General features: G+C 37.8%; 19 protein-coding genes. 9 read left to right on the forward strand and 10 right to left on the reverse strand.

The window, feature by feature from the left end; translation table 11 throughout:
- Both WAE64_RS08140 and WAE64_RS08145 read right to left on the reverse strand, forming a co-directional pair.
- Window positions 1-315, reverse strand: coding sequence for a hypothetical protein (locus WAE64_RS08140; RefSeq protein WP_340235764.1), 315 nt, complete (start codon window positions 313-315; stop codon window positions 1-3).
- A 228-nt stretch (window positions 316-543) separates the two neighbouring features.
- Complete coding sequence (locus WAE64_RS08145) at window positions 544-1092, reverse strand: hypothetical protein (RefSeq protein WP_340235765.1); 549 nt, start codon at window positions 1090-1092, stop codon at window positions 544-546.
- Between the two features lie 148 nt (window positions 1093-1240).
- Between WAE64_RS08145 and WAE64_RS08150 the strand changes: the two genes are divergently transcribed.
- Window positions 1241-1678 (forward strand): SRPBCC family protein, encoded by a 438-nt coding sequence (locus WAE64_RS08150; RefSeq protein WP_340235766.1) that lies wholly within the window; start codon window positions 1241-1243, stop codon window positions 1676-1678.
- 73 nt (window positions 1679-1751) lie between these two features.
- Here WAE64_RS08150 and WAE64_RS08155 read toward each other — a convergent pair whose 3' ends face one another.
- Window positions 1752-2123 (reverse strand): hypothetical protein, encoded by a 372-nt coding sequence (locus WAE64_RS08155; RefSeq protein WP_340235767.1) that lies wholly within the window; start codon window positions 2121-2123, stop codon window positions 1752-1754.
- A 201-nt stretch (window positions 2124-2324) separates the two neighbouring features.
- Here WAE64_RS08155 and WAE64_RS08160 point away from each other — a divergent pair, with 201 nt between their 5' ends.
- Window positions 2325-3200 carry a DMT family transporter gene (locus tag WAE64_RS08160; RefSeq protein ID WP_340235768.1) on the forward strand — a complete coding sequence of 292 codons (876 nt, stop codon included), beginning with the start codon at window positions 2325-2327 and terminating at the stop codon, window positions 3198-3200.
- 239 nt (window positions 3201-3439) lie between these two features.
- Window positions 3440-5626 (forward strand): S9 family peptidase, encoded by a 2187-nt coding sequence (locus tag WAE64_RS08165; protein WP_340235769.1) that lies wholly within the window; start codon window positions 3440-3442, stop codon window positions 5624-5626.
- Between the two features lie 67 nt (window positions 5627-5693).
- Here the strand turns inward: WAE64_RS08165 and WAE64_RS08170 are convergent, their stop codons facing one another.
- Window positions 5694-7436, reverse strand: a complete 1743-nt coding sequence (locus WAE64_RS08170) for a glycosyltransferase family 39 protein (protein WP_340235770.1) — start codon at window positions 7434-7436, stop codon at window positions 5694-5696.
- Between the two features lie 15 nt (window positions 7437-7451).
- Window positions 7452-8120, reverse strand: coding sequence for a ribulose-phosphate 3-epimerase (rpe, locus tag WAE64_RS08175; RefSeq protein ID WP_340235771.1), 669 nt, complete (start codon window positions 8118-8120; stop codon window positions 7452-7454).
- A 170-nt stretch (window positions 8121-8290) separates the two neighbouring features.
- Here rpe and WAE64_RS08180 point away from each other — a divergent pair, with 170 nt between their 5' ends.
- Window positions 8291-9247, forward strand: coding sequence for an isopenicillin N synthase family dioxygenase (locus WAE64_RS08180; protein WP_340235772.1), 957 nt, complete (start codon window positions 8291-8293; stop codon window positions 9245-9247).
- A 98-nt stretch (window positions 9248-9345) separates the two neighbouring features.
- On the forward strand, window positions 9346-10527 hold the full coding sequence (gene chrA, locus WAE64_RS08185) for a chromate efflux transporter (protein ID WP_340235773.1): 1182 nt from the start codon (window positions 9346-9348) through the stop codon (window positions 10525-10527).
- Window positions 10528-10592: 65 nt separating this feature from the next.
- On the opposite strand, the gene WAE64_RS08190 is transcribed toward chrA, so the two are convergent.
- A complete protein-coding gene (locus WAE64_RS08190) occupies window positions 10593-11081 on the reverse strand; it encodes a hypothetical protein (RefSeq protein WP_340235774.1) in 489 nt (162 codons plus the stop codon).
- Between the two features lie 311 nt (window positions 11082-11392).
- Here WAE64_RS08190 and WAE64_RS08195 point away from each other — a divergent pair, with 311 nt between their 5' ends.
- Both WAE64_RS08195 and WAE64_RS08200 read left to right on the forward strand, forming a co-directional pair.
- Window positions 11393-12364, forward strand: a complete 972-nt coding sequence (locus WAE64_RS08195; protein ID WP_340235775.1) for a DUF4382 domain-containing protein — start codon at window positions 11393-11395, stop codon at window positions 12362-12364.
- A 193-nt stretch (window positions 12365-12557) separates the two neighbouring features.
- On the forward strand, window positions 12558-13826 hold the full coding sequence (locus WAE64_RS08200; protein ID WP_340235776.1) for an IS1096 element passenger TnpR family protein: 1269 nt from the start codon (window positions 12558-12560) through the stop codon (window positions 13824-13826).
- Window positions 13827-13830: 4 nt separating this feature from the next.
- On the opposite strand, the gene WAE64_RS08205 is transcribed toward WAE64_RS08200, so the two are convergent.
- On the reverse strand, window positions 13831-15264 hold the full coding sequence (locus WAE64_RS08205; RefSeq protein WP_340235777.1) for a sensor histidine kinase: 1434 nt from the start codon (window positions 15262-15264) through the stop codon (window positions 13831-13833).
- Window positions 15265-15563: 299 nt separating this feature from the next.
- On the opposite strand from WAE64_RS08205, the gene WAE64_RS08210 reads away from it, so the two are divergent.
- On the forward strand, window positions 15564-16529 hold the full coding sequence (locus tag WAE64_RS08210; protein ID WP_340235778.1) for a hypothetical protein: 966 nt from the start codon (window positions 15564-15566) through the stop codon (window positions 16527-16529).
- Between the two features lie 293 nt (window positions 16530-16822).
- On the opposite strand, the gene WAE64_RS08215 is transcribed toward WAE64_RS08210, so the two are convergent.
- Window positions 16823-18310 (reverse strand): glycine--tRNA ligase, encoded by a 1488-nt coding sequence (locus tag WAE64_RS08215; RefSeq protein ID WP_340235779.1) that lies wholly within the window; start codon window positions 18308-18310, stop codon window positions 16823-16825.
- Window positions 18311-18427: 117 nt separating this feature from the next.
- Between WAE64_RS08215 and WAE64_RS08220 the strand changes: the two genes are divergently transcribed.
- Window positions 18428-19387 (forward strand): ComEA family DNA-binding protein, encoded by a 960-nt coding sequence (locus tag WAE64_RS08220; protein WP_340235780.1) that lies wholly within the window; start codon window positions 18428-18430, stop codon window positions 19385-19387.
- Window positions 19388-19417: 30 nt separating this feature from the next.
- Here WAE64_RS08220 and WAE64_RS08225 read toward each other — a convergent pair whose 3' ends face one another.
- Both WAE64_RS08225 and WAE64_RS08230 read right to left on the reverse strand, forming a co-directional pair.
- The gene (locus WAE64_RS08225; protein WP_340235781.1) at window positions 19418-19918 is read right to left on the reverse strand and encodes a hypothetical protein; all 501 of its coding nucleotides are present in this window, start codon (window positions 19916-19918) and stop codon (window positions 19418-19420) included.
- Window positions 19919-20042: 124 nt separating this feature from the next.
- Window positions 20043-22430 carry a TonB-dependent receptor gene (locus WAE64_RS08230; protein ID WP_340235782.1) on the reverse strand — a complete coding sequence of 796 codons (2388 nt, stop codon included), beginning with the start codon at window positions 22428-22430 and terminating at the stop codon, window positions 20043-20045.
- Between the last annotated feature and the right edge of the window lie 28 nt (window positions 22431-22458).

Raw genomic sequence — 22458 nt, forward strand, 5'->3', positions numbered from 1 at the left:
TCAAATAGATTTAATTAGAACATCACAACTGCCTCCATTTAAATTTAATATTTCAGCACTAAAGCTATACCCATTTTCCATACAGTTTTTTAACTTAACAGAATCTCTACCAATAACAGAGCCTACTATTTCGCCTAACTCTGTTACAACGACTATACTGCCGTTACTTAGAGTTACATCTAGTATCATCCCAATTTCTAGATTAGCAATAAGGTCAGGATTTGGAGTAGCTAATTTTGTAGTTAAATGTAAATTAGAACACTCATCAGTTGTTCCAGATGATGAAAAATGTGCGCTAGGACCGCCGCCAGACATATATTTATGAGATTTAAGTTATTTAAATTGACTAAAGAAAATTATGATGTTGCGAAACTTTATAAATAATATTCATCAAATGAAGGAAGAAATATCTTTTTAAACAAAAAAAGTTATTTTACGGTACATTTCGTATTAGTTGAAGGTTTGCTAAAGGTCTTTTTAATAATTGATCATAAATTTATTTCTATGAACTTTTTAAGGTAATTGTATGCATTATTTTAAATCTTATCTATCGAAATTCTTCATCCCCCTAGCAAACTTCTCCCTAAACACCCGCTGTTGTCCACTTCCCGGGAAAGGAATTCTGTCATTATAAACGTTGTAGCCTTTTGCTGAGAGGAGTTCGTAGCAAAGGTCATAAACATTGGCTTTTATCAGGATAATTGGTGTGTTCTTATCAATTTGTTTTTCTAACCGTTCGATAAGAGAAGGGATATAACTTTCGAGAGGAACATCTTCAATACTGCATGGAATCTCTGATAAATCTAATAACCAATAGCCATCTTCTTTAAAAGTCTCAAGAAGTTCTTCTTTCAAAAACGTGTCACGGCGAGAGGCTAGGTATTGCTTTTTTTGTTCAGGATAAAGCACACCCATTATCTCTAAAAAAAGCGAATCATGTTGTTTTACATCTTCAAAATAAAAATATCTGTCAAGGTTATCGGGCGGGCCTTCAACAATAAATACCATTCTTATTTGTCTGGGCTTGAATCTATTTCTTGCTTTAGCGTAACGAGCTTTTATGTATTGAATATCTAAGTGAGAACTTTCCATTGTAGAAACTTTAATGTGTAATAAATAGGCTAAATTTAGTAACAACGCAACAGTTCTTTTGTTTTGCCTATGTTTTTATTCACCTACACAGGCACGTTATTTTAGCATGAATCAACAAAGTCTGATTCACGACCAAATGATAACGGATATGAAAGAATTTATAGTGAGACGAAAAACAGTGTTAAGGGCAACGCCTGCCGAAGTCTGGGACGCTTTGACAAATCCAGAAAAAACAAAGAAATACTTTTTTCATTGCAAAGTTTTTTCTGATTGGGAGGTTGGCAGTACTATCACTTTTGTAGGGCGAATTTTCCTGATAAAGAAAATAGAAATGAAGGGGACAATACTTGCAATTGAACCCGGAAAACTGCTTAAATATAGTTTAGATAATGCCAGCACAAAAGACGGTTCGTCGAGTTTTTCGGTAGTAACAGATACGCTCACTTTTGAAGATGGTAAAACTACGCTGGTGATTACCGATGATGTGGGAGAAGGGCAAGGTGCAGAAGAGAGATACAAGAAATCGCAAAAGGGCTGGACGAAGATTATTAAAGGATTAAGAAAGGTTATTAACAAGAACACATAACAGCTTCTTTGCAACGAAGGCAGGAGTAATTCCTAAATTTACTCCTGCCTTCGTATTAGTAAAAATGCTTGAATCATGGTTCAAAGATTAGTCTTTCGTCTTTTTCAACTATCGGAATCTCTCTTATAAAATCATCATAGCCTACTTCGTCTTCATGATTGCTGTAAGCGCCATAGGCATCTATAGCATAGCCTATGTGGTCATCATTAGATTCGATAATATAGATAATCGATGATTCAGAAGGGCTCGATTCTCCCTCAAAACGATAGGTTTTAATAATTTTCAACTGGTCTGGTGCATAACACCTTTCCGAATCAGCAATACAAAAACCCTTAGTTGTCCAACGGAATTCTTTGTCAATTCCTTTCTTTCTTAATTTTTCCAAGATAGTTACCATCGTGGTCATATCTGTACTTTTGTCGGAATATTCTTTTTTCGGATCCATAGATGTAATATTTAATACTTACTCATATACAATTACTATTCCCTATACGAAAAGTGCCATAAACACCTATGAAATTGTGAGATAAAATACACACCCATTTGGTAAGTGTAGAAAATTTTGCCAAACCGAACCAATTAGTTTTTGAAACTGTATCTAAATAGGTAGGGTATCGTTTCTACTATTCTTTCATTCCAAAAATTCATGCGTCTTACTTATCTAAAACTTATTGCAACGGTGTTTTTCTGGGGGTCTAATTTTGCAGCCGGAAAAATAGCTGTGCAATCGTTCGGGCCATATACTACCGCCTTTTTACGCTTTACTGTAGGTGCTACTTTACTGATGCTAACGCTTTATAAGCAAGAAAATAAATTGCCAAAAATCAGCGTTGAGCAATGGAAATGGGCTGCTATATCGGGCATTCTGGGTGTTGTTTTATACAATATCAGTTTTTTTATAGGTATTCAATATATGCCTACCGTCAGGGCTTCGCTCATAGTCGCTTTTTCACCAATTACTATTACGCTGGGCAGTGCGCTTTTCTTTGGCGAAAAAGTAAGCTTGTTACGGTGGCTCGGCATCATTATCTCAATTGCCGGAGCCATGCTTGTAATTGTAAGGGGCGATTTCAGTAATCTGTTGGCTCAAAGCACTTGGGGAATAGGGGAGTGGTTTATTTTAGGCGCAGTAATTTCATGGACTGCCTACACGCTCACAGCCAAACTGGCACTTAAAGCTATGCCTGCACTCACGTTGAGTGCCTTCTCGGCATTTATTGGTTGTGTTATCTTGTTTTTCCCTGCTTTACAGCACCAACTTTTCGAGCGCATGGCCGCTGCCACCTGGCAGGCTTATGTAGCTGTAATTTATATGGGAGCCGCCGCAACAGCCCTCGGATTTATCTGGTATTATGACGCCGTTCGTCTGCTTGGCGTTACAAAATCGGCAATTATTGGTAATCTTACTCCTGTTTTTGCGGTATTGATAGCTATCAGTTTTTTAGGAGAAAAACTCACAATACCTACTATTATTGGCGGAGTTCTTGTACTTTTGGGTATATTAATCACGAGTCGTAAATAATTTAGCACAATCCTGTGTAGTTTTATTTTGTTGGACTCATGGCTAATTTCACCCATAATGGGTGAGGTGCGCATAAAGATTTAACCGATAAATTAGCAGTTTAATTATCCTGAACTAAATTTTAAAACCTATCTGTTTGGTCGGTCCAAAAGTTTTAGGTAATTGCACTGATTTTATCAGATAAAATATTTTCACTCATTTACCCACAAACACACCAGACAATCTTCATTTATCAGACTATGTTTAAAAAATTCTTATGCCTTTATGCCACACTGCTGGCTTTAGGTGCTACTGCCCAACCAGGGCAATCGTCTAAATGGACAAAAGATGGGAATGGCTACTACTCGGCCGAGCAACAACAAATCGTAAAGTTCGACCTCACTACCCAACTGGCAAATGTAATAGTAAATAAAGATTTACTGACGCCTAAAGGAAGTACTACTCCGCTGGCTGTTAAGAGTTTCAGCTTTACCGACGACCAGAAGAAATTACTGATTTTTACAAACACCAAGCGTGTATGGCGCTACGAAACCAGAGGCGACTATTGGGTGTTAGATTTAAGCACCAAAGCACTAAAAAAACTTGGCGCTTCTTTACCTGAGTCTTCGCTGATGTTTGCTAAAATATCGCCTGATGGTAAAAAAGCTGCCTATGTGAGCAAAAATAATGTATATGTTGAAGATTTAGCCACTGGCAAACCAAAGGTGTTGACCTCAACCAATGGCACTAAAAAACTAATCAACGGAACCTTTGATTGGGTTTATGAAGAAGAGTTTGGTTGCAGAGACGGTTTCCGTTGGAGTCCTGATAGCAAAACAATTGCCTATTGGCAGATTGATGCTAATACCATTAGGGATTTTTATATGATTAACAATACCGATTCTACCTACTCATTTGTAGTGCCTGTAGAATATCCGAAGGTAGGCGAAGCACCATCGGCTTGTAAAGTAGGGGTTGTAGATATTGCTACTGCCAAAACTATCTGGATGAAAGTGCCGGGCGATAGCCGCCAGAATTATATTCCTCGTATGGAATGGGCAGGAAATGCAAATGAGTTGATTTTACAACAATTGAACCGCAAGCAAAACCATAGCAAGCTGATGTATGCCAATGCAAAAACAGGGGCTGTGAATACCATTTATGAAGAAACAGACGAGGCTTGGGTTGATATTCGCTCACGTTGGGCTGATGATAATCCGGCCGGATGGGAATGGCTAAGCGGTGGTAAAGAATTTATATGGGTAAGCGAAAAAGATGGCTGGAGACACTTATTCCGTGTGTCAAGAGACGGTAAAAACGAAACGCTTATCACAAAAGGAAATTTTGATGTAATAGCACCTGAGCAAATAGACGAAGCAACAGGCTATGTATATTTTACAGCATCGCCTACTAATGCCACACAAAAATATTTATACAGAACAAAACTAGATGGAACGGGCGAAGCTGAGAAAGTTTCTCCGGCTATTGAAGAAGGAACGCACGATTACCAGATTTCGCCGAATGGCAAATATGCGTACCATAGTTTCTCAAACTATTACACTATTCCGGCTACTGAATGGGTATCATTGCCCGACCATCAGGCACTGAATCCGAAAGATGATATTTCAAAGAAAATTGACCCTGAGAAAAAGAAAAATTCGAATGTTGAGTTTTTCAGAGTAACTACCGAAGACGGTGTTGAAATGGATGGCTGGATGGCCAAACCTAAAAACTTTGACCCATCGAAAAAATACCCGATTGTATTTACTGTCTATAGCGAACCTGCCGCACAAACAGTAATAGACCGCTTTGGCGTGGGCAGAAATGGCCTTTACAGAGGCGATATGGCAGAAGATGGCTACATCTATCTATCGCTCGATAATCGTGGCACACCAGCGCCTAAAGGCAGAGAATGGAGAAAGTCTATCTATCGAAAAGTAGGGATTCTTAACACCCGTGACCAGGCAATGGCTGCAAAGAAAATCTTGCAATGGCCATTTGTAGATAGCGAGCGTGTGGCAGTACACGGCTGGAGCGGCGGTGGGTCATGTACTTTAAACCTCATGTTTCAGTTTCCTGAAATCTATAAAACAGGTATATCGGTAGCGGCTGTTGGAAATCAGTTAAGCTATGATAACATCTATCAGGAGCGTTATATGGGTTTGCCACAAGAAAATATGGAAGATTTCATCAAAGGCTCGCCAATCACTTATGCCAAAAATCTAAAAGGAAATTTGTTATATATTCATGGTACAGGCGATGACAACGTGCATTATCAGAATGCAGAACTATTAGTCAACGAATTGATTAAACATAATCGTCAGTTTCAGTTTATGCCTTACCCGAACCGTGCACATGGCATTTATGAAGGACAAGGCACAAGAATGCACCTTAACACGCTGTTTACCAATTATCTGAAACAATACTGCCCTCCGGGAGCAAAGTAAGAGTCGCTTTAGTTAAGTTTCTTATAAAACGAAAAAATCCCTTGAATAACTCAAGGGATTTTTCGTTTCAGTACCTATGTTTTGTGCCTTGCAGGTCAAAAATTAATATCTCTCTGCCGTCAGGCTTTTTAAGCACAATTTTATCATATTCTTTCGGATTTACCCTTTGAATAATCTGCGAATCTTTAGGTAAATAAAAATTTGTTAACTGCGCATCAACAACCGAATACTGAGGCGTTTCTTGTCCGCCAGGCATTGGGTCTTTATAAGTGCAATAAACAACAGTATCGCCTTTGGCATACAACTCCTGAATCTTATCTGCTGCCAGAGCATAAGGATTTTTGCCTCTTGGCTCAGCAAAACTCATAAAATAACGTGGTGGGTTGTCTTGCCATATATTGCGTATAATACCACTAATCAGATATAATTGTACGGCCAGCAATAAGAAAACAACATATTTAACATTGGATTGAAACTGCCAGATATACCTGATTAACAGCGCCATAAGCATAATGCCGAACGCATACATATAGCCTATGTAGCGGGGAATAATTCTGAACGTATTTCCATCTCTCCACGAAAAAAGAATCAGAAATATAAAGGGAAGTACTACCAGCAACAGCAAGAATATATTGATTGAACTAGTGGGGCTTTTAAAGTTTTTGGCAATATAAACCACTAAAATATCTAAAAGCACAATGTTTAAGCTCAGCACTAAAAACTGAAGTTTAGCAGTAGAGTAGAGGAGAAGTGAAATAGCAATAAGGCCAACTATGGCAATTATCTTGAAAACTTCTGACTTAATCCATTTGAAACAAGCAAAGCCGATGAGCGGACTTGCAATGGCTATTAATGTATTTTTGAAGCCTGATAAATGTAAATAAAGCCCCTCACTGCTGATAAAAGCCGATGAAACTACATGGCGTAGTTGTTTGAGTATATTGGGTATGGTAGCAACAGATAAATACTCGTCAGGAGAGTTTTGTGCCAGATAATTATACACTTTAGTGCTGTTTTGAACATAGTCAACCAGCCATTGACCACCCGCTGATTTGAGCCATGCAAAAACACCTGCTGCCGGAATAAGCATTGCCAGGCATAAACCAACCCAGACCCGTAATTGCCTTACATAGATTAAAACGTACAGTCCATGAATCAGGAAAAGCGGGAACGTTGAGATATGGCACAACTCACAAGCCAATGCCGAAAGGCCATAGAAAACGTAATAATAGGTGCTTTTTTGCTTATTTTTCTCTCTTTTTATGATAATCAAAAACAAGTGTGTAGCCAATAATGCAAAGAAAAACAGCATGGCATAATTACGTGCTACTTGCGAATAATTGATGTAAAAAGGAGAAATAGCGGCTAAAAAAGCTGACAAGAGTGCCGTTTCGTTTGATTGAATATGTGTGCTTACAAACACAAAAATCAATACAACGGTCAGCAAATTAAATATGAGTGATAGTAGCCTGAGATTTCCATCTTCAAGCCCTACAATCTTCGACCAGAAGTGAAGCGTATAAGTATATAAAGAGCCGTTTCCTGTATCTACACGGGCAATAGAATCAAAGAAGTCATGAATGCTTTTCTCTGACCAGAATTCCTGTGGCGTGAAATAAGGGCTATCTGGTTTGCGGACAGAATTCCTCTGGTTATTGCCCTCGTAGCTTACAAATTGGCTTACAAAGAGCGAATATTTCTCATCTCCGGCAAGTCCATGCTCACCTATATTGTGGAAACGTAAAAAAAAAGCAAGCACCAAAATGCCTGCCAGTATGATATAAGTAGATAATTTGCTAAGATTTGGCATAGGCTATTGAGCGAATCAGAGACTCACTTCACAAATAGTTTTTAAATCCTGAATAGTTTGCGTTGGGTTGGCCGAGTTGAATACAAAACTACCTGCCACAAGCGCATCTGCGCCTGCTTCTACAAGTGCTTTTGCATTATTTGTAGTTACACCTCCGTCTATTTCAATAAGCGTATTTAATCCTCTGTCGTTGGCCATTTTACGAACTTTTCTTACTTTTTCGTAAGTATGCTCAATAAATTTCTGTCCGCCAAAGCCTGGATTCACCGACATAATTAATACTAAATCAATATCGTGCAGAATATCCTCAAGTACGTTTACGGGTGTATGTGGGTTAAGCGCTACCCCTGCTTTACAGCCTAAACTCTTAATTTGTTGTAAGGTGCGGTGTAAATGCGGGCAGGCTTCATAATGTACAGTAATTATTTCGGCACCTAATTTCTTGAATGTCTCTAAGTATCTTTCAGGTTGCACAATCATCAGGTGCACGTCTAAAGGCTTTTTAGCGTGGCGCTGAATGGCTTCTAATACGGGCATCCCGAATGAGATATTAGGCACAAAAACACCATCCATTATATCAATATGAAACCAGTCTGCGGCAGAATTATTTAATAACTCGGCATCTCTTTGCAGATTGGCAAAATCGGCCGCCAAAACAGAAGGGGCTATAATCGTATTTTTCATGCCGCAAAGTTAGGGGTTTTTCATTAAAAAAAAGCCTTAAAACATGAAGAGTATTTATAAGGCGTATGCAACATTTTGTATCATTTAGTAGTTTTTTATGAGAAGAGTCATAAGTTTTTTAGATTTAGACAGCAAAAAATACTTAATTTTGCCAAAAAATACTTCATCTCATGGAACAAGCATTGCTTGACGAAATACCGTCATTAGATTTGGCCGATTTTACATCAGGAGACCCTGAGCGTAAAGCTAAATTTGTACAAGAAATTGGTAAAGCCTTTAATAATATTGGTTTTGTAGCTATCAAAAACCACGGACTCACAGAAGAATTAAGAGTAAAACTATATGATGCAGTGCAGAAGTTCTTCTATCAGCCTGACGAACTGAAGAAAAAATATGAATTTCCTGAACTGGCAGGTCAAAGAGGATATGTAGGCAAAGGCAAAGAAACTGCCAAAGGCCACAGCCGCCCCGATTTAAAAGAGTTTTATCATGTAGGTCAACCAGCGCCCGAAGGAGATATGTATAAAAATATTTTTCCGGCTGAGGTGCCTGAGTTTGAAACGTATACCAGCGAGGTTTACAAAACTTTCGAAAATACAGGGAAAACCCTTTTAAGCGCCATTGCGCTTTATTTAGACCTACCGGAAGATTATTTCGAAGCCAAAGTAAAAAATGGAGATAGCATTTTAAGAGCCCTCCACTATTTTCCGATTGAAAACCCGGATGCTTTACCTGAGGGAGCAGTACGTGCAGCCGCACACGGTGATATTAATCTGATAACACTACTAATGGGTGCGTCGGCCGAAGGTTTAGAAGTATTGCGTTTAGATGGCAAGTGGATTCCGGTTACGGCATTGCCCGACCAGATTATTATTAATGTAGGTGATATGCTCGACCGCCTGACGAATCATAAACTTAAATCGACTATACATAGAGTGGTGAATCCGCCACGTGAGAAAATGAAAACCTCACGTTTCTCAATTCCTTTCTTTATGCATGCTCGCCCCGAAACAGACTTAACTTGTTTGGATAGTTGTATCGATGTAAACAATCCGAGACGTTATGAAAACATGACCGCCGGAGAGTTTCTTGATGAAAGATTAAGAGAGTTGGGGCTGAAAAAATAGCCGTTCGTAGTCAAAAAAAAGCGTGTAGCACAGAAAGTATAGTTTTTCTGTGCTATATTTATGTTCTTTACTGAATCACAAACTATCGTGTAGATTTGATGCGCAAAACCCGCCAGATTCGATATTTCATTTTTTTGAAAGATGTTATGATTCTTGCCCTTACCTGCTTTGGGGGGCCACAAGTGCATTTAACTATGTTTCTGGAAAGGTTTGTAAAGAAAAGAAACTATTTAACCGAGGCCGAGCTGCTTGAATTGCAAGCACTTTGCCAGATTCTACCGGGTCCTACTTCTACCCAGACAATTACGGCATTGGGCTTTCGTTTAGGTGGCGCAAGTTTAGCCTATGTTACACTTTTTATCTGGATACTCCCCGGAGCAATACTCATGACCCTTGCCGCTTTAGGCATTACCTATATTGAGAAGAGTCAGTTAGCTACCCTGACGCGTTTTATTAAGCCGATGGGAGTAGCCTTTATTATGTTTGCTGCTTTTTCGATAGGTATGAAAGTAATAAAAACGCAGGTAAGTGTTTTGTTAATGATATTGGCCGCCATTGCGGGCTATTTCTTCCCATCGCCATACATTACCCCAATCTGGATTTTGCTGGGTGGCCTTGCCACAGCACTCAAATTTGGTGAGCAAGAAAAAATGCAGAAAGAGCCTATAAAAATACAGTGGGGAAATTTCTTTTTATGGTTGAGTGTATTACTTTTTTCTGCAGGCTTAGGGGCTTTTACACACGCTTTACCTATTCGTTTATTTGAAAACTTTTATAGAAATGGGAGCCTGACTTTTGGCGGAGGGCACATTCTTAAACCTTTACTTTATAATGAGTTTGTAAAGTTTAAGCACTATCTGACAGCCGATGAATTTTTGTCCGGTTTAGCCATCGTAGAAGTAGCCCCCGGGCCTGTGTTTTCTATTTCTTCGTTTGTCGGTACCTTATCAATGCGAGATTGGGGCATAAGCGGCGAGCTATTGGGTAGTTTTGTAGCAACTATGGGTATTTTTCTGCCGGGTACATTCCTGATTTTCTTTGTTATCCGATTCTGGGACCAACTGAAAAAATATCGTGGCATCAGGGCTTCTTTAGAAGGCATAAATGCCGCCAGTACTGGCCTCACGGCTGCGGCGGCATTTTCTCTCTTTCAACCTATGTATGTGGATTTAGTATCGGTTATGACTATCGTCCTTACTTTTCTTTTACTACAAACACGTTTTGTGCCTGTTTATTTAATTATTCTTGGTGGATTATTAATGGGCTGGGCAAGTGCCTGACAAGTGGTTGTGAAAGCCCAAAAATTTTAAAGTTGTGTGAATTCAGTAAGTATCTTTATGTGGCTTTATTTAATAGCAAAGCGTGCTGTAAGGGCTACGTCATCGAGCCATATACCTTGATAACCAATCAGGTTAATGGCAGGCTTCCAGTCAACACTCAAATTAAGCGGTATTTCTTTAAATGTATATTCTAAACCTAATATACCGTCGGCTCCTATAACTGTATGAGAACCATTGTTATCAAACCAAGGGTTGCCATATCTTGCGCCATCTCCCCAAACACCTACGTGCCCACCAACACCATAATACCAACGCCAGCCTGCGGTTTTGAAAGCCGGAGCATGAATCTGATACAAGCCTGTAATGTTAATACCTCTCCAACGAGTGTAAAGAATCCCCTCTACCGATTTCTTTTGAGTCATGTTATACTTAATACTCAATCCATAGCCGTAATTCAACCTCACACCTACACCTACTTTGTATGGGTTCTGGGCAGAAGTCGTTAACGCTGAAAAAATAACCAAACTCGAAAGCAAAAATAGTTTACGCATCATTTTTAATTAAGTGGCTCGCTTAAGCGATAAATAGTAGTTAAAAAAACTTTTGTCGTATATAAACGTTAAAATCTTGTTCCAATCTTTTTTTACTTATTTTCTATCTTGTTCAATCGCTGATTTTGTAGAAAATTGTTGAATGTTGTGGAATAAAATCTACAACGTTTATACGATAAGCTGACATATATATTATGGTATAAAGTTTTTGTTTTTCGGTAAAATTAACTTTGTCAAAATTAAAAACACTATATGAAACCATATGAAGCAGACTTGTACCTTTCAGTTTATTTTTTCACTAATTCCTAAGTTTTATGAAAGTTTCAAGAATGTTTTTTAGTGCAATCCTAATTGGTTCATTAGGCTTTTTCCAAATCTCGTGCGATAATTCTACTAATGACCCAGACCCATCTAAAGGCAATTTAAAAATTGCTATTACCGATGCCCCAATTGATAACCCCGATGTAAAGGGTGCCTTTGTAACAGTAACAGAAATAAAAGTAGACGGTAAAACATTTGAAGGTTTTAAAGGACCCAAAACAGTAAATCTACTCGAATTACAAAATGGTAATTCAGTCAGTTTAGGAGATGGTGAATTTGATGCAGGTAATTTTACTAAAATTACACTTGTATTAGATTATGAAAAAGACCAGTCAGGTACAGCGCCAGGGTGTTATATTCAGAAAACCGATAATACTAAACAGAAAATACAACTGTCGGGTAATACACAAAATACCATTGATTTAACTACCAAAGAGTTTATTGTAAGTAAGGGAACAAGTACAGATTTAGTGCTTGATTTCGATTTGAGAAAAGCTATTAAAAGCGAGACTTCCGGCAGCCAGACAACTTATTCTTTTGTAAATTATACTGAATTACAATCATCAATCCGAGTGGTTGAGCGTACCTCATCTGGTAATATTAGTGGTAAAATAGAGAATTATAATGCTACTACTATGGGTAATGTGGTGGTGTATGTATATAAAAAGGGTAATTTCAATCAGGCCACTGAAACGCAAGGGCAGGGTGATAGTAAGATACAATTTAAAAATGCTATTACAAGCGCTAAGGTAGATGCTAGTGGGAATTTCAAAGCAGCATTTTTGGAACAAGGGGATTATGAAGTGCATTGTGCTTCGTATAAGAAACCCACAGGTGGCCTATTCGGCTTGATAGCTTTATTAAACCTTGAAAGCAAAAATAGCATTGATTTATCAAGTATTGCTGTTAAATCAAATGCTGACGTTAATCTATCTATTGCGGCCAGTACAATATTAAGTTTGTAAGATTTTAAATTATAGCCATGAAAACATAAATGTGTTACAACTGTTCGGAATAGAAACACATTAAATTTGAAGTTAGAATTGTTTGAACGCACACATCGAGCCGCTTTTAGCGGCTTTTTGTGGTTTTATAGTAAAGCTATTCAATATGTTTGGAATAATTATTAGCTTTACTTATTCAAAATAATCAAGCAAAATGCCTCAGTCTTTTCAATTTAAAATAACTCTGCTACCAGGGCATATTGAACCGCCTATCTGGAGAAAAATAATTATTGATAGCGAAAAAACCTTATTCGACCTACATTATGTGATTCAAGGAGCAATGGGTTGGACTGGCTCACATTTATATGCCTACTATCATGCTGATGAAAAAGGAGATATTAATAGAGCAAGGAATGGCTACGCTGATTTAAGATTGATGGAAGATGAACCAGGCTATCATGATGATAAGTTTTTTAGGATTAAAGATATTTTTAAGAACATAGATGACATGATGTTTTACGAATATGATTTTGGCGATGGTTGGGAGCATATTATTCGTTTAGAAGCAATCACGGAAACATCACAAAAGACTGTGTCGATGTGTATAGACGGTGAAAGAAATTGCCCTATCGAAGATTGTGGTGGTTTATATGGGTATTTGTCGTTGGTCGAAGCAGTAAAAAATCCGAGGAGTAAGCAGGCAAGAGAAATGAGAGAGTGGATTGGAGAGCCTTATAATCCTGAAAAATTTGATTTACAAGTAGCCAATCATAATATAGAATTTGTCAGAAAAATGACAGAATCGAATATTGTTCAGAGTACATTTTTCGGAGGGAATTCGGGTAACTTGGGCTTAGATATATCAGACTTTTTAGATTCTTTAATCTTTGGTAATCAGGATTTCTTTAGACAGATAAACCGATTATCACTTTCAGGTCAAGTTTTGGTATTGAAAATTACAGTTCAGGGCTTAAAACCTGAGGTCTCAAGAACAATAGAAGTAGAACCAAAACTAAAATTCAGAGATTTAATGAAGTTAATTCGAGCCTCGTTTGGTTGGATAAGTGCTGAAACTGACATGGGATATTATTTTATTTTAGGAGGAGATAAATTTGGGAAAACTTCTCTTTTCAAGGGTTGGTACAGCCAAGTTGCACAAAAAAAGATTCCTGTAGCACTTTATGATGATTCAACAATAAAACTAAGTGATGTTTTTACAGAAGAGGGTATTGCAGTTAATAGTTATATGCCTTTAAATGCCTGGAAGTTCAGAATTAAATGCATATCTATAAAAAGTAAAGAAAAAAATAAAGATTACCCCACTTGTGTGGCAGGTAAAGGCAATTTAACACAAGTCCCACAGATTTTTGATACTCTGGAACTATATATTAATTCTCTTAGTGCTGGCAAAGGAATAATCTCTGCAAATGCCGATTTAGAAGCAATAAATGGGTATTTGCGAAATATAAAAAAGAAAAAATAGCATCTTACACCGAAATCATTTTCTGTACCTGAGTATTCTTAACCAGATTTGGAGTCTTAGGGAAAAACAGATGGAATTTAGCCCCTTTACCTAATTCGCCTTCGGCAAAAATAAAACCGTTGTGGTTGCCCATTACTCGCTTGCAAATAGCTAATCCAATGCCGGTTCCTTCATAATCTTGCCGACCATGCAAGCGTTGAAAAATGATAAAAATCTTTTCGGCATAATTAGATTCAAAACCAATACCATTGTCTTGAAAACAGATGTGGTAAAAGGTATTTTCTTCTCTGATACCCTCAATGAAGAAAATATCTTTGCCCGACATTTCTTCTGAGGTTATTTCAATCACCGGAGCTACGCCATTTCGGGCAAATTTGATAGAATTACTTAGAAGGTTATAGAAAAGCTGTTTCAACTGAAACGAAAAGCCCAGTATAAGAGGGAGGTCTTCGGTAATGATACGCACATTCTTCTCGTCGATTGATATAGAAATATCATTTTCTACCTCTTCTAATACTGTATTTAAATCAACTATTTCAAATTCCTGCCCACTATGATTAACAGTGCGTGAGAATGTCAGCAAATCGTCAATCAGTAATTGCATTCGCTCAGCAGATTTTTCTATTTTTTCAATAGATTCCTTCCCGTCCTGATTAAGTACCTGATAATGTTTCTTTAACAAGATTCCGCTGAAGGCTCGTATTTTTCGTAGAGGTTCTTTTAAATCGTGAGAGGCTACATAGGCAAACTGTTCAAGTTCAGAGTTTGAGCGTTGGAGCTTGTCCAGGTTGTTTTCTAATGCTTTCTGAAATTTGATACGTTTGCGTAATTCATAGATAAGAAAGCCAAACGAAGCGAATAATAGCAAGGCTGATGAAGCAGACAATGCTATAATATAGCCAGGCAGGTGCTTATCGTTGGTTATTTTTAAATCATATTTATTGTTCAGAATTTGTTTTTCGGTTAACAGAAAGAGATTCATCGTATTTCGTATCTCATCCATTTTGTTTTTATCTTCCCTTAAGTTATCAGGGCTGATAGCTTCTTTTGCCCGGGCTAGTTTTATATTTTCATCAGTAATCTTAATTTTATCGGCAATGAGCTTTTTCAGATGCGTAAGTCTCGACGTCTGCGTAATGTTATGTTCTACCAGGTCTTCTAAGTCATTAATTATTTTTCCTACAACCCTGTAAGCATCATAATATGGGTTAAGAAATACATTGCGCCCAGTAAGAAGATACCCTCTTTGCCCCGCCTCCATGTCTTTCATCTTCGAAATAAGTTCTTCTCCTTTCATCATCACCTGATAGTTACGCTCGATATCATCCATATACGCCAATGTCTGATGTACTTTCAAATAAGAGATTATAGTAAGTATCAGCAAGAGGATAATACAGGAGATAAACGAAATCGTTACGTATCTGAACGGTTTACGCATAAATTATAATAGGTTTATGTAGCAATGTAACGTTAGTGTTAGTTATACAAACGAAAAACAATGTGGTTTAGTCAGTCAAAGTTAAAAATTCTCTTCCTGATTTTCAGATTAATCTCTACAAAAATTAAATAAATAAAATCAAAAACAAACCAAAAAACAAGGTTTTTGAGGAAAAAAATACCCAATATGGATAATTAATAATGCTAGAAATCAGACAATTGGTTTGTGGTACAGTTATTTTCTCAATATTCTTAAAAAATATTTAACGAAAGAGATTTTCACACAAATTCATAAAGATTATGGACCAGTTAACAGATTCACGAAAAAGAGCCTTTACAGGATTGTTAGTAGGAGCCTTAGCAGTGGCTACGGCTTTCGGAGTGTATCAGGCATACCGTTCGAGCACAATAGCAGATGAGCGTGATAGATTTACAATACAAACAGACTCGTTGATGACAGTAAAGAAAAACCTTGAAGAAGAAATAGGTGGACTTACAAAAGATTTGAACGATGAACGAGACGAAAATGCCGAATTAGTAAACAAAACCGAATATATTAATGGTTTGCTAGCTCAGAAGGAAAAGGTTTTGGCAAGACTAAACAAAGAGGCCAACAGCCTGAGAAGTCAGAACAAATCGAGAGATGAGCAAATCACTATTCTGAACAATCAGATTATAGCTTTGAACGATGTAAAAGCGTTAATGGAGAGAAACCTGACAGATTTGCAAGCAAATAATGCTACTTTGGTTTCTGAAAACACCGAATGGAAGGTAAAATATGACGAGTTAAGAGCGCAAAGCGATGAGCTAAATGCACATATTGCCTCATTAAACAAGAAAGTAGATGATATTATATACGAATCACCAGCCGATAATTTTAAAGTTGAAGTACTCAAACCAAATTCTAAAGTAACAGCTAAGGCAAAAAAGGCACATACACTTAAAGTTTCTTTTGTGGTACCAGAAATGATAAAAACAAGTACCGAAGATAAACAATTGTTATATCTGACAATTTTGGACGATAAAAATGTTCCGGTAAAAGGTTCTGAAAAAGAAGTAAGTATAATGAAAGGCGAAAAACTAATGCCAATTGCTGTACATGCCACTCAGACAGTAGATTTTTCGAAAAATCCACAAAACACAACTTTTATGTTTGATGTGAAAGAAAAATTGAAACCGGGTACTTACAAAGCTGCAGTTTACTCAAACAACGATTATTTAGGAACTGTAGAGTTTAAAGTTAGAAATAGCTTCTTATTCTTCTAAATTATAGCATTTGTATAAAGGTGGTAGCTCATTACGAACTGCCACCTTTTTTTATGTTTAGTTTATTGACAATTTTATTATATTCATTTATAAACCAATGCTTATTTAAGGCCTATTTTTAAAAACTAGGTTAAAAATAGTATAAAAAAAGAAAAATATAAATACTACAGAGGGTTTTATTAGTCGGTTTTAAAATATAGATATGAGCATTGCAAGTTTTCTTGCTTAACATACAAAAAACGGCATGAAATAACGCTTATTTCATGCCGTTTTGGCTATAAAGAAAAATAAATTTAGATATTTTCAAGGATACGCTCCATTGAAACCTGGTATCCGATTTTTTCTTTCAATTCGCTGATAGAAACCCTTTCTTGTTCCATAGAATCACGGTGGCGAATCGTTACTGTGTCGTCTTCCATTGTCTGGTAGTCAACGGCAATACAAAACGGAGTACCGATTAAATCTTGGCGAGTGTAGCGTTTTCCAATAGCACCACCATCGTCATAAACAGTTCTGAAAGACGATTTTAGCGACTGCGCAATAGCTTCGCCTTTTTCAGCCAAACCATCTTTTTTCACTAATGGCAATACCGCAGCTTTGATTGGCGCTAAGGCTGGATGTAGTTTAAGATACGTACGTTCTTTTTCGTTTTCACCTTCGCCAACAGTTTCTTTTGTAAAGGCATTACAGAAAGTAGCTAGAAATAAACGGTCGGCACCTACTGAGGTCTCTACTACATACGGAATATAATTACCATAAGGCTTACCGTTTGCATCAAGTTCGGCATCAAAATACTGTTGTTTTTTCTTCGATAATTCTTGGTGATTACGTAAGTCGAAATCAGTTCTTGAGTGAATACCTTCCATTTCACGGAAACCAAACGGGAATTCGAACTCAATATCTACAGCTGCGTTGGCGTAGTGAGCTAATTTTTCGTGGTCGTGGAATTTAAGCTTTTCAGCAGGTAAACCAACAGCTTTATGGAACTTCATACGGGTTTCTTTCCATGCACTATACCATTCCATTTCTGTTCCGGGACGTACAAAAAACTGCATTTCCATTTGCTCAAACTCACGCATACGGAAAGTAAACTGGCGAGCAACAATCTCGTTTCTGAATGCCTTACCGATTTGCGCAATACCAAAAGGTATTTTCATACGTCCGGTTTTTTGTACATTCAAAAAGTTGACAAAGATACCTTGTGCAGTTTCAGGGCGTAGATAAATCAAACTAGAGTCTTCTGCTACCGAACCAACTTGTGTAGAGAACATCAGGTTGAACTGACGAACCTCTGTCCAGTTGGCTGTTTTTGAGATAGGGCAAACAATATTTTCGGCAATAATCAAATCACGTACGCCTGCCAGATCTTCGGCACTCAACAATCTGCCCATTTCGGCAAGCAATGCCTGTGCTTTTTCTGCCTCACCGGCAGCAGTGTATTCTTCTGCTTTGCCTTCAAGCAATTGGTCGGCACGATAACGTTTTTTGCTATCTTTGTTATCAATCATAGGGTCGTTGAAACCATCAACGTGCCCTGATGCCTTCCAGGTAAGAGGATGCATAAAAATTGCAGCATCAATACCCACAATATTATCGTGCAGCTGAGTCATGGCTTTCCACCATGCTGTTTTCAAGTTATTTTTAAGCTCTACACCGTTTTGTCCGTAGTCATAAACTGCTTGAAGCCCATCATAGATTTCAGATGAAGGAAACACAAAGCCGTACTCCTTGGCATGAGAAATAATATCTTGCAGTGAATTTGTTAGTGCTGGTTTGCTCATTTAATTATTTTAGATAGATTTATATCTTTAATTCAAAGTCTCACAAAATTAGCGAAAACCTCGCAAATACATTACCTATCTTATTATTTTTGGCATAATTTGTATGTGACTAAGTTTATGAATCGAATTTTAAAGTTTATCCGGGCATCATTAAGTATGACTTCGCACGAAGCCAAAGGAGTAGTAATGGCTTTTGGTATTATTATTTGTGCACTGTTTGTTATGTGGGGCGCCGACTATTTTTTCAGTCAGAAACCACAAAATCTGGTGATTTCGTCGCCAAAAATGTTAGATAGCCTCACAGTTGCAGTAGATAAGCAGACAACACAGTATAGCAATCAAGGTCAGTTTAAATCTGGTTTTACCGATAGTCCGGGCAAAACGCATAAATACTTTAATTTCGACCCTAATACTGCCACAGTTGCTCAGTTGGAAGAATTAGGACTCCCAAAGTTTATAGCCGAGCGTATTGATAAATACAGAAGTAAGGGCGGTAAATTCAGAAAAAAAGAAGATTTAGCTAAAATCTATGGGCTGTATCCTGAAACCTACGAGCGTTTAGAGCCTTATATTACCCTGCCTTCGGCCGAGGAAGAATCAGTTCATACGCCGCAGGCCGAAATTATTGCTCAACCTATTGCTACAGAAAAACCAGTAGCAGCTACGCCTAAGAAAACAGAAACACTTGCTAAATTTGACTTGAATACAGCCGATACTACACAATTGAAGTTAATCAGAGGTATTGGCTCTGGCTATGCCAAGCGAATTGTGAAGTTCAGAGATATACTAGGTGGCTTTGCCAATGCCGAGCAGGTAAGAGAAACTTATGGTTTACCCACCGAAACGGCAGATGAATTGTTAAAATATGGATACGTAGGCGGAAATATCAAGAAATTGAAAATTAATCAGATAGCTATTTCAGATTTACGGCACCCATATCTGAAATTTGCTCAGGCAAGGGCTATTATTGCGTATCGTGAGCAGCACGGCAATTATAAATCAATTGATGATTTAAAACAGATAAAAATAATAGATGAAGCTACGATTCAGAAGCTAGAACCTTACATTGAGTTTTAAAACAACAGGGGCCGAAGCCCCCGCTGATGGTTATCTTGCGTTTTTACACATTTTTACCGAATCTTCAAATCGGTGTACCATTTCTTTTACTAAGCTCTCGTCTTGCGTATGAAGTGTAAAGCTGGTTTTGCTATCGCTATCATTGTCTTTCAGGTTAAAAGAGCCGCTTAGGTTATTATCATTTCCAAAACCCAGCTTCATTTTCATTCTGTCGGCTGGTACTTGCATTTTTAGTTCGTAGTTTCCATCTTTTTCACGTTCATAAGAAACACGTTGTACGTCTTTTAATAACCACGAAATACTCATGCCGAAATCAACATCTGAATCCTTTGAATTCTTTGAGTCAATGTTCATATTCATCTGGCAACCTTTAAATTTGAAAGTAGGTACACTTTCTTTGCCTTTTTCTTCTTTTACAAGTCGGTCGAGATTTTTACTGAGCCATTGTGTATTAGCCTCTAAACTTTGCGCAAAAACACTATTGGAACCTAATAGCATAAGCGTGATAATTAATAATTGTAGCTTTTTCATAATTTTAAGAGAAGATTAAAAAATGTTAGTTTTCTGATAGATGCAGATAGATGAATAAGGGTTGCGTGGCCATAAAAAAAGTCCTCTTTTTGGGAGGACTTTTTGCTTATAATGAAATACTTGCTTACATAAATTTGAAATTATACGATAAAGACACAATAGGCGCACCAAAAACCACCAGTTTGTATGGCGATACTCTCGTGCCTTCGGTTCGGATAAATATTGAGTAAGCGTTTTTCTTGCCATATAAGTTAAATACCGTAAATGTCCAGTTCCCTTTAAAGCGTTTGTCTTTCATACTTGGTTGGTAAATATTCCACGCAAAGTCAAGGCGATGATAGTCGGGTAGGCGAGCATTATTGCGCACCCCATAATAAGGATAACTAACACCTTGATAGATAATGAAACCCTCGGGCATAGTAAATGGTCGGCCCGTGCTATATGAAAAATTGAACGAAAAATCGTGGTGTTTGCCTTGATTGATAATAACAGAAGCATTGAATGAATGCGGGCGGTCAAAATTTGCCGGATACCATTTGCCGAAGTTTATCTGTTCTCCAAAAGTACTACCTTCTGATACCAGATTAAGCGAGCGAGAGTAAGTATAGTTTATCCAGCCAGTAACTTCACCTTTTTTCTTCGAAAACATTAATTCTAAGCCATAAGAGCGGTTTTTACCTTGTAGTAGTTCCATTTCAGGATTTGAATTTAACAAGAAATCGGCACCTGGTTTGTAGTCAATAATGTTGTTGGTAGTTCGGTAATATCCTTCAACTGAAAGCTCATATACATTGCCTGGTAAATTATGGAATAGGCCGGCAGCAATTAATGAGCTTACTTGCGGGCGAATATGCTTGTCAGAGGTTTTCCAACGAGAAGTTGGTAGAGGTGTGGTGGTATTGGTAACAACCTGCATATATTGACGCATAATGTTGTAGCCAAATTTGATAGAGGTTTTGTCGTTAATTGAATATTTCAAGCCAATCCTTGGCTCAAAACCTCCATAAGATTGTATCACTTTTCCTCTTGCAAAAGATAGTGTATCACGTACCGATAAGGGGTCTTTAGGCTCGTTAGGCGCATATACTTGTACATCGGCAGGTCCTAAAGCATAAAACTGTGAATAACGCACACCAATAGAGAAAGTAGTTTTAGGCGATAGAGAAATTTCGTCTTCTGCATGAATGCCTGTTTCCAGCGAATATTCTTCAGGTGTTTTTATGGCTAATACACTAGGGCTTGTGCCGGGTTGTAGTTCGCCGGGAGCTACTTTATATTTGGTAGCACTGATACCGGCCTCTATGTTATGTTTGCCAAAAGAGTAATTAAGGTTGGTTTTGGCTTGTTTGTAATTGATGTCAGATAATAAAGTAACCTTGTTGTCGGAATTAAGCTCTGGCAATAAAGTTTTCGGAACATAATAGGCCGAAACCACCGTAGTTTGGAGGTTTAGTTTAGGCGAAATTGCATAAAACCAACGTGCCGAAAAACTACGGCTTCGGTAGTCGTACTGGGTTGAGGTGGCATTTATATTACCGATACCACCTAATAATTCTGTCTGGAAAAAATCTTTGCTATAATAGCCTGAAACTGTAATTGTGTTTTTATTATCTACTCTCCAGAACATTTTCCCTACCAAATCGGCAAAGTTTGCTTTTATGCCATCTAATTTCTTTGATGCAAGCGGCAATAGAAAATCGTTGTAAGAGGCTCTACCTGATAGCATAACACCTAGTTTATCTTTTATAACAGGAATATCGAGCGACAAACGATTTGAAACTAAGCTTATACCACCATTCATTTTAAATTTATCTAACGAAGGCTGCGTCAAGGTTACATCCATCACAGCGGCGGCTCTGCCGCCAAAGCGGGCGGGTGTGCTACCTTTGTAAACCTCAACACCCGAGGCTGCTTCAGACGGAAATGCCGTAAACAAACCAAACATGTGCGTAGGGTTGAAGATAGGTATATCATCTAACAAAAGTAAGTTCTGGTCGGTAGTACCACCTCTGATATTAACCCCATTTGATGCCTCACCTACACTGGTTACTCCGGGTAGCATCTGTAAGCCTCTCAGAATATCAACTTCACCTACGGCTGCTGGTAGTTTTCGAAGGGTTTTTATATTCAGTTGGTTTACTCCTAATAAGGGGCGTTGCACATTGGCTTCTACACCTTTGCTTGATACAATAACCTCTTCAAGCTCGTTTTCTAGCCGTCCTAAAGCATAATTACGAGTCATATCTGACGAGATTTTGAAAGCATCTCTTACAGGGCGATAGCTGACAAATTTTACACTTACGGCATGCTCACCATAAGGAATGTTTATTTCAAAAAAGCCATTTTCATCGGTAACAGCACCAAACTTCCCAAAATCAATATTGATTGAAGCTTTAACTAATGGTTTACCATCAAGTGTATCTCGTACATGTCCACTGAAACGATAATAAATCTGCGCTTGGGCAGCTATGCTCAGTAGTAGAAATGAACTTATAATGTAAAGTTTTTTCATTGTCAGGAATCTATCAAATGATGGTAAA

The organism is Emticicia soli (genome assembly GCF_037860775.1).
Classification (GTDB): domain Bacteria; phylum Bacteroidota; class Bacteroidia; order Cytophagales; family Spirosomataceae; genus Emticicia; species Emticicia soli.